General features: G+C 29.0%; 6 protein-coding genes and 1 riboswitch. Of the genes, 4 read left to right on the forward strand and 2 right to left on the reverse strand.

Going from position 1 to position 7,280, the window contains the following annotated elements; all coding sequences use genetic code 11:
- Positions 1-822 (forward strand): FtsX-like permease family protein (locus WAO56_RS02425; protein ID WP_422146237.1); only part of this gene is annotated, 822 nt, incomplete at its 5' end.
- Between the two features lie 77 nt (positions 823-899).
- Positions 900-2,159, forward strand: a complete 1,260-nt coding sequence (locus tag WAO56_RS02430; protein ID WP_422146238.1) for an amidohydrolase family protein — start codon at positions 900-902, stop codon at positions 2,157-2,159.
- A gap of 31 nt (positions 2,160-2,190) precedes the next feature.
- Here WAO56_RS02430 and WAO56_RS02435 read toward each other — a convergent pair whose 3' ends face one another.
- Positions 2,191-3,171 (reverse strand): LacI family DNA-binding transcriptional regulator, encoded by a 981-nt coding sequence (locus WAO56_RS02435; RefSeq protein ID WP_422144814.1) that lies wholly within the window; start codon positions 3,169-3,171, stop codon positions 2,191-2,193.
- Positions 3,172-3,183: 12 nt separating this feature from the next.
- Positions 3,184-4,158 (reverse strand): UDP-glucose 4-epimerase GalE, encoded by a 975-nt coding sequence (gene galE, locus WAO56_RS02440; protein ID WP_422144815.1) that lies wholly within the window; start codon positions 4,156-4,158, stop codon positions 3,184-3,186.
- Positions 4,159-4,281: 123 nt separating this feature from the next.
- On the opposite strand from galE, the gene WAO56_RS02445 reads away from it, so the two are divergent.
- Together WAO56_RS02445 and WAO56_RS02450 are read left to right on the forward strand one after the other, a co-directional pair.
- Positions 4,282-5,766 carry a UDP-glucose--hexose-1-phosphate uridylyltransferase gene (locus WAO56_RS02445; protein WP_422144816.1) on the forward strand — a complete coding sequence of 495 codons (1,485 nt, stop codon included), beginning with the start codon at positions 4,282-4,284 and terminating at the stop codon, positions 5,764-5,766.
- Between the two features lie 19 nt (positions 5,767-5,785).
- Complete coding sequence (locus tag WAO56_RS02450; protein WP_422144817.1) at positions 5,786-7,060, forward strand: galactokinase; 1,275 nt, start codon at positions 5,786-5,788, stop codon at positions 7,058-7,060.
- A gap of 79 nt (positions 7,061-7,139) precedes the next feature.
- Positions 7,140-7,254: riboswitch (FMN riboswitch) on the forward strand.
- Positions 7,255-7,280: the final 26 nt, after the last annotated feature.

The following is a 7,280-nucleotide window of genomic DNA, read 5'->3' on the forward strand; positions in this document are numbered from 1 at the left end:
GTTGGTTATTTTAAAAACGGATTAGCCATTATGGATTATAAAGTTGGAGATACAATTACAATCAAATATACGGATATTAATAATATAAATTCTGAAGAATATTGGAATTTTTCAGATAATACTAAAAAATATTTGGAAAAAGAGTATAAAGTCTCAGCAATAGTCTATTACCCCTATATGAAATCAGTGTCTTTATTAGAACATGTTTACCCATTGTTTATAACAAGTGAAGAAAATATAAGAAAAATAGTTAATAATCCTACTTATCTAACAATTAACGTAAATAGGGATGAATCTTCAAGCGAGGCAAAAGATAGGCTAATTGAAGAGGAATTAATAGAATTAGCAGTTGAAAATGGAGAAGTTACAGCTAGGAGTTTAATTGAGGAAAAAGAAAAGGTAGACACTATGTATAGAAAGGAATTAATTTATATTTATGGAATAGCCTTTGTAACATTTGTTTTAGTTTTATTAAATTTAACTAATAATTTAAAGTATAGGATTCAAATTAGAAGGGAAGATTTTTATATTTATAAGGCTATTGGTATGGAAATAAATAGTTTAAAGAAAATTATATATTTTGAAAATATGATTTTTAGTATATTGTCGTTACTATTTATAGCAATTTTTTCAAAAATAGTTTCAACTTTTCTATATTATGATTCGGAATTATATTTATATGGAATAGAATATGAATATAATTATATTATATTTATAATATTAGCTATATTTACATTTATAATATCTTTTATAATTTCATATTTTTTAAATAAAAACTTAAAGAATATTAATATAATAGAAAAACTTAGTGTAATAGAATAATTAATATATTTATGGAATATTTTATAAAAACAATTTACAATAATAATATACTAAATTATTCTAATTGAGGTTGAAAAATGAAATATGCTTTAATAAATGGAAAAATTATAGATGGAAGAGGATTAGACCCTATTGAAAAAGGTACTTTAATTATCGAAAACAAAAAGATAGTTTACGTGGGTAAATACAAGGAAGTATCTGGTGATTATAGTATAATAGATTGTTCTAATAAGGTAATTATGCCGGGAATTATTGATACTCATTTACATTTTTCTGGAAATTTAACTGACAATGATTCTGATTGGGTATTGGAACCTATTATGCAAAAGGCTGTAGTTGCAGTGCAGCAAGCAAAAGAAACTTTACTAGGTGGCGTTACAACAGTTGGTGAAATTGGATTTATTGGTCTTCATATTAGGGATATGGTTGAACAGGGAGTAATGGAAGGGCCAAGAATTGTTGGAACAGGCAGGGGGTTTTGCAGAACTTGTGGCCATGGAGATTCCCATAAATTACCTTATGAATACAATAGTATAGGCCATCCATGGGCAGAAAGAGTAGATGGACCTTGGGATTTAAGAAAAGCTGTAAGAATGCGTTTAAGGGATAATCCTGATGCAATAAAAATATGGTCAACTGGTGGTGGAATTTGGCGTTGGGATAAAAAACTTGATCCCCACTATACGATGGAGGAAATCCAAGCTGTTGTTGATGAATGTAACATGGTTGGTATTCCGGTATGGAGTCATGCTGAAGGCTATGAAGGAGCTTTAAATTCTGCAAAGGCCGGAGTCCATTTAATTATTCATGGACAAACTTTAAATGATGAATGTCTAGGTATTATGGCTGAAAAAGGAATTTATTTTTGTCCAACTATTCAATTTTTACAAGAATGGTTTAAAACCTATGAGCCACCATATATTCCACAAATTCATGATAAATATGAGGGAAGTACTGTAGCAGAAAAAGAGTTACAAAGAGTTTATGAAAACTTAAGAAAGGCTGCTAAAAAGGGTATTGGGTTAACAATTGGCTCAGATTCTTTTTGTTCTTCCTTAACTCCTTACGGAAAAACTGCCATTGGTGAAATGTATTCCTTTGTAGAAAAGGCTAAACTATCAGCTATGGATACAATTGTAGCTGCAACTAAAACCGGTGCAGAAATGTTAAAGGTAGATAATATTACCGGTACCTTAGAGGAAGGGAAATTTGCTGATTTATTGGTTTTAAATAAGGACCCTTTAGAAAATATAAGAAATTTAACTATGGATTCAATGGACTATATTTTTAAAGAAGGTAAAATAATTAAGGGAAATTTTACTAAGACTATAATTTAAATAGGATTAAAAAACAACGTAACTTTTTATATTACGTTGTTTTTCTTTCTATTAAATTACATGGAAAGACCATATTTATTGGAATATTGTAGTTATGAAAATTATATATAAAGTTTGCAGCGTATTTTCCCATTTCATAAGCAGGAGCATGAACCGTTGTAAGTGGCGGGTTAGTAAATTTAGAGCCGACGGTGTCATTAAAACCTATTATGGAAATAGTATTTGGAACTTCTATATTATATTCCTGTAGGGCATTTAAGGCTCCAATTGCTATTGAATCACTAGCTGCAAATATTGCTGATGGAAGATTATTATTTTCAATTAATTTCTTCATCATTTTATATCCGGACTGTATACTAAAGGAATCTTCAATTAAGTAGGGTTTATATTCTATTTTATTTTTTTCACAAAACTCTATAAAATATTTCTTTCTTTTATCTTCATATAAAATATTTTTATCAACATATTCCAATCCACCTAAATATCCTATTTTTTTATGGTCTTTAGCTTTTAAAAGATTAAGTAGATCATAGACAGCATTTTTAAAATCTAGAGAAATTGTATTAACAGTGATTTTATCGGTACATAAGTCTACAAAAATTATATTCTTATGCTTATTTTTAAAAAGGGTAATTTCCTTATTTGAAAACTTACCTATACAAATAAGTCCATCTACATCTTTTAATGAGTCAATATAATTAATATCGTCTTTGAAATTTCTTATTAATTCGATTTTGTTTTTTCTACAATAGTCTTCAACGCCTTGTCTAATATATAAATAAAAAGGATCCTGTATTTCTTCTTTTATAGAAAACCATTGTAAAACGCCTATTGAAAAGGAATGACTACTTTTAGATTTTTTTCTTACAGTATAATTTAATTCTTTAGCAGTTTGATTCACTATCCTCCTAGTTTCTGATGATACTTGTAGGGTAGGGTCCTCATTTAGAATTCTTGATACTGTTGTAATTGAAACTTTTGCTTTTTTAGCAATATCTCTAATAGTAGCCATAATTTTAACTCCTTATTTGTTTTTTAAATAAAAATTCCACGCAGTTTTTATAATTTCCTTAATGTCCGTATATTCTGGATTCCAGCCAAGTATTTCTTTTGCTTTTTTATTATTGGCAATTAGTCTAGCAGGATCTCCTGGTCTTCTTGGACTTATTTCTACATTAATAGGTAGATTTGTTACTTCTTTTGCAGCATTTATTATTTCTAAGACGGAAAATCCCTCTCCGTTACCTAAATTGAAAACATTGCTTTCATTTCCTTCGTATAGGTAGTTTAATGCTTTGAAATGAGCTTCAGATAAATCATTAACATGGATGTAATCACGAATACATGTTCCGTCTGGAGTGTCATAATCGTCGCCGAAAATATAAATAGTATCACGTAGACCTAGAGGAACTTGTAATATTAAAGGTATTAAGTGGGTTTCAGGGTCGTGTAGTTCTCCTATTATACCATTTTCATGTGCTCCACAAGCATTGAAATAACGAAGTGCTACCCATTTAATATCATAAGCTATTTCACACCATTTCATCATCTTTTCCATTGCTAATTTGGTTTCACCATATGTATTAGTAGGATTTGTTTCATCATCTTCTGTAATAGGAATTTTTTTAGGGTCTCCATAAGTTGCAGCTGTAGAAGAAAATACAATATTTTTCACCTTGTGTTTTTCCATGGTTTTTAAAAGACAAATCATACCGTAAACATTATTGTCATAATAATCTAAAGGTTTAGTCATACTTTCACCAACTAGTGAATTAGCTGCAAAGTGTATAATTCCTTTAATATTCTCTTTTGAAAAAACCTCATCCATAAATTTCAAGTCCCTTATATCACCTTTATAGAATCTTGCTTTTGGATGAACTAATTTTTCAAATCCTGTTTGTAAATTGTCCACAACAACTATGTCTTCACCTTTTTCAATTAACCTGTAAACTGTATGGCTACCTATATATCCGGCGCCTCCTAGAACTAAAATACTCATAATTATTCCTCCTTTACATCAATTATATCATTTTAGTAAACAAAGTCAATATTTTACTAAAATAGTTGATAATGTTTAGTAAAATGATATAATAAAATTATAAATATAATGGAGGAGAGTACTATGAACTATCAAATTAACAGACTGATAAATTTTGGTTTACAAAAAGGATTAATAGAAACAGATGATATTGAATATTCAGTTAATATGTTATTAGATGTATTACAGTTAGATAGCTTTGAATTTTTAAATGTTGAAGAAAAACTAACGACAGCTGTACCAATATTAGAAGAGATGCTGGAATATTCTGTAGAGAAGGGAATTATTGATGATTCTATAACGGAAAAGGATTTATTCGATACAAGAATTATGAATTGCATAATGCCACGTCCAAATGAAGTAGTTAATAATTTTACCTCTTTATATGAAAAAGAAGGACCAAATAGTGCTACAGATTATTTTTATAATCTGTCAATAGCTTCAAATTATATTAGAAAAACAAGAACCGATAAAAATATATTCTTTACATACAATAGCAATTATGGCGAAATTGAAATAACAATTAATATTTCTAAGCCGGAAAAAGACCCTAAGGAAATATTAAAAGCTAAGAATATTGTTTCTACTGGATATCCAAAGTGTGCTCTATGTAAGGAAAATGTTGGTTTTAAAGGTGATTTTAATCGTGCAGCTAGACAAACCCATCGTATTATACCAATAGAATTGGATAGGGAGTTATACTATTTACAATATTCACCTTATGTATACTACAATGAGCACTGTATTGTATTAAATAAAGAGCATATTCCAATGAAAATAAATATTAGTACTATTTCAAAACTATTTTCCTTTGTAGAACAATTTCCTCATTATATGATTGGCTCAAATGCAGATTTACCTATAGTTGGAGGTTCTATTTTATCTCATGACCATTTTCAAGGAGGTAGATATACTTTTCCAATAGAAAATGCAAGGATTTTATATGCAACAAGGTTGGAGGATTATCCATTAACTTCTGTAGAACTTTTAAAATGGCCTTTATCAACTATTAGACTTACTTCTACTAGTAAGGAAGAAATACTAAAATTATCTGCAACTATATTGGAAAAATGGAAAAATTATTCCAATATAGACTTAAATATTATAAATAAAACAGATGAAGTAGAACATAATACAGTAACACCAATAGTTCGTTATGAAAATGGAGAGTATATAATTTATTTAACTTTAAGAAATAACAGAACATCAGAAGAGTTTCCTTATGGAATATTCCACCCTCATGAAAGTCTTCACCATATTAAGAGGGAGAATATAGGATTAATTGAAGTTATGGGACTGGCGATTTTACCGGCTCGTTTAAAAACTGAATTAGAATTATTGGGAAAATGCTTATTAGGTAAAGATAAGATAGAAAAACATGAATCTTTAGAAAAACATTATGATTGGTATAAAGATTTAAAAAATAAAGATTTTAATGAAGACAATATTAAGGAATTCATTGAAGATGAAACAGCAAAAGTTTTTGTTAAGGCCTTAGATGATTGTGGTGTTTTTAAAATAGACGAAAGAGGAAGTAAAGCTTTTATTGAGTTTGTAGAATCTATTTAATTGAAGAAAGAGGAAAAAGATGCTTAAGGTAAGAGAGATTATAAATTTAATTAGGGAAGATAAATTAAAAAATGATTTTTTAAAACTATATAAGGATGAAAATAAAATAGAAGAACAAAAGGAAAGATATATAAATGCCTTAGAGAAATTTGAATCCTTATATGGAAATGAAGAAGTTGAAATATACAGTGTTCCGGGAAGAACTGAAGTACTGGGAAATCATACAGATCATCAACTAGGTCGTGTTGTTGCAGCAGCAATAAATTTAGATATGATTGCAGTAGTTAGTAAAAGTGAAAATATTAATATTGTAAGTGATAATCAAAAAATAGATGAAATAAGAATTGATGATTTAGATAAAAAAGAAAATGAAAAGGAAAGTTCAGAATCTTTAATTAGAGGTGTTACTAGTAGATTAAAGGACTTAGGCTACAAGGTTGGAGGATTTAAGGGCTATTTTACAAGTGATGTTTTAATAGGTTCTGGATTATCATCTTCAGCTGCTTTTGAAGTGATGATAGGAATTATTTTATCGGGACTATATAATAATATGAGCATTTCCCCTGTTGAAATTGCAAAAGTAGGCCAATATGCAGAAACTGTTTATTTTGGCAAAGCAAGTGGTTTAATGGATCAATGTGCTTGTTCCATAGGAAATTTAATTACTATAGATTTTAAGGATATTTCTAATCCAGTAGTTGAAAATTTAGATGTTGATTTTTCAAAGTTAAACTTAAGTATTTGTATTGTTGACACTAAGGGCTCCCATGCCGATTTATCCAAGGAATATACTATGATTTCCGGTGAAATGAAAAAAGTTGCAAATGTATTTAACGAGGAACATTTAAGAAGGGTTAATGAAGAGGAATTTTATGAAAATATTAATAGTGTCTTAGAAAAATGTGGAGATAGGGCAACTTTAAGAGCTATTCATTTCTTTAATGAAAATAGACGAGTAGGGGAAATGGTAGATGCTTTGGAAGAATACAATCTTGAAAAAATAGAGAAGTTAGTAACTAGTTCAGGAGACAGCTCCTTTAAATATCTTCAAAATATCTACAAGGCTGGTAATACAAAATCACAGGAAGTTGCAGTTGGATTAGCCCTATCTGAAAAAATACTAGGTAACAATGGTGTTTGTAGAGTTCATGGCGGTGGCTTTGCAGGAACAATACAAATTTTTGTAAATAATGACTTTGTTAATGACTACAAGGAAGGTATTGAAAAAGTTTTTGGTAAAGACTCATGCTATGTTTTAAAAATTAGGGAAGATGGTGCTACTAAGGTTTTATAGTAAAACTATAATTAATAGTAAAATCGGATTTTTATTATTTGACAAATAAATAATATACAATTACAATGTATTTAATTGAATATATCTTCAGGGCAGGGTGAAAATCCCTACCGGTGGTAAAGCCCACGCACCGTAAGGTATGATTTGGTGAAATTCCAAAGCCGACAGTACAGTCTGGATGAAAGAAGATAATAGTAATTTATTGTTAATTTGCTCTGAA

This window comes from Miniphocaeibacter sp. (genome assembly GCF_049276255.1).
Lineage (GTDB): Bacteria > Bacillota > Clostridia > Tissierellales > Peptoniphilaceae > Miniphocaeibacter.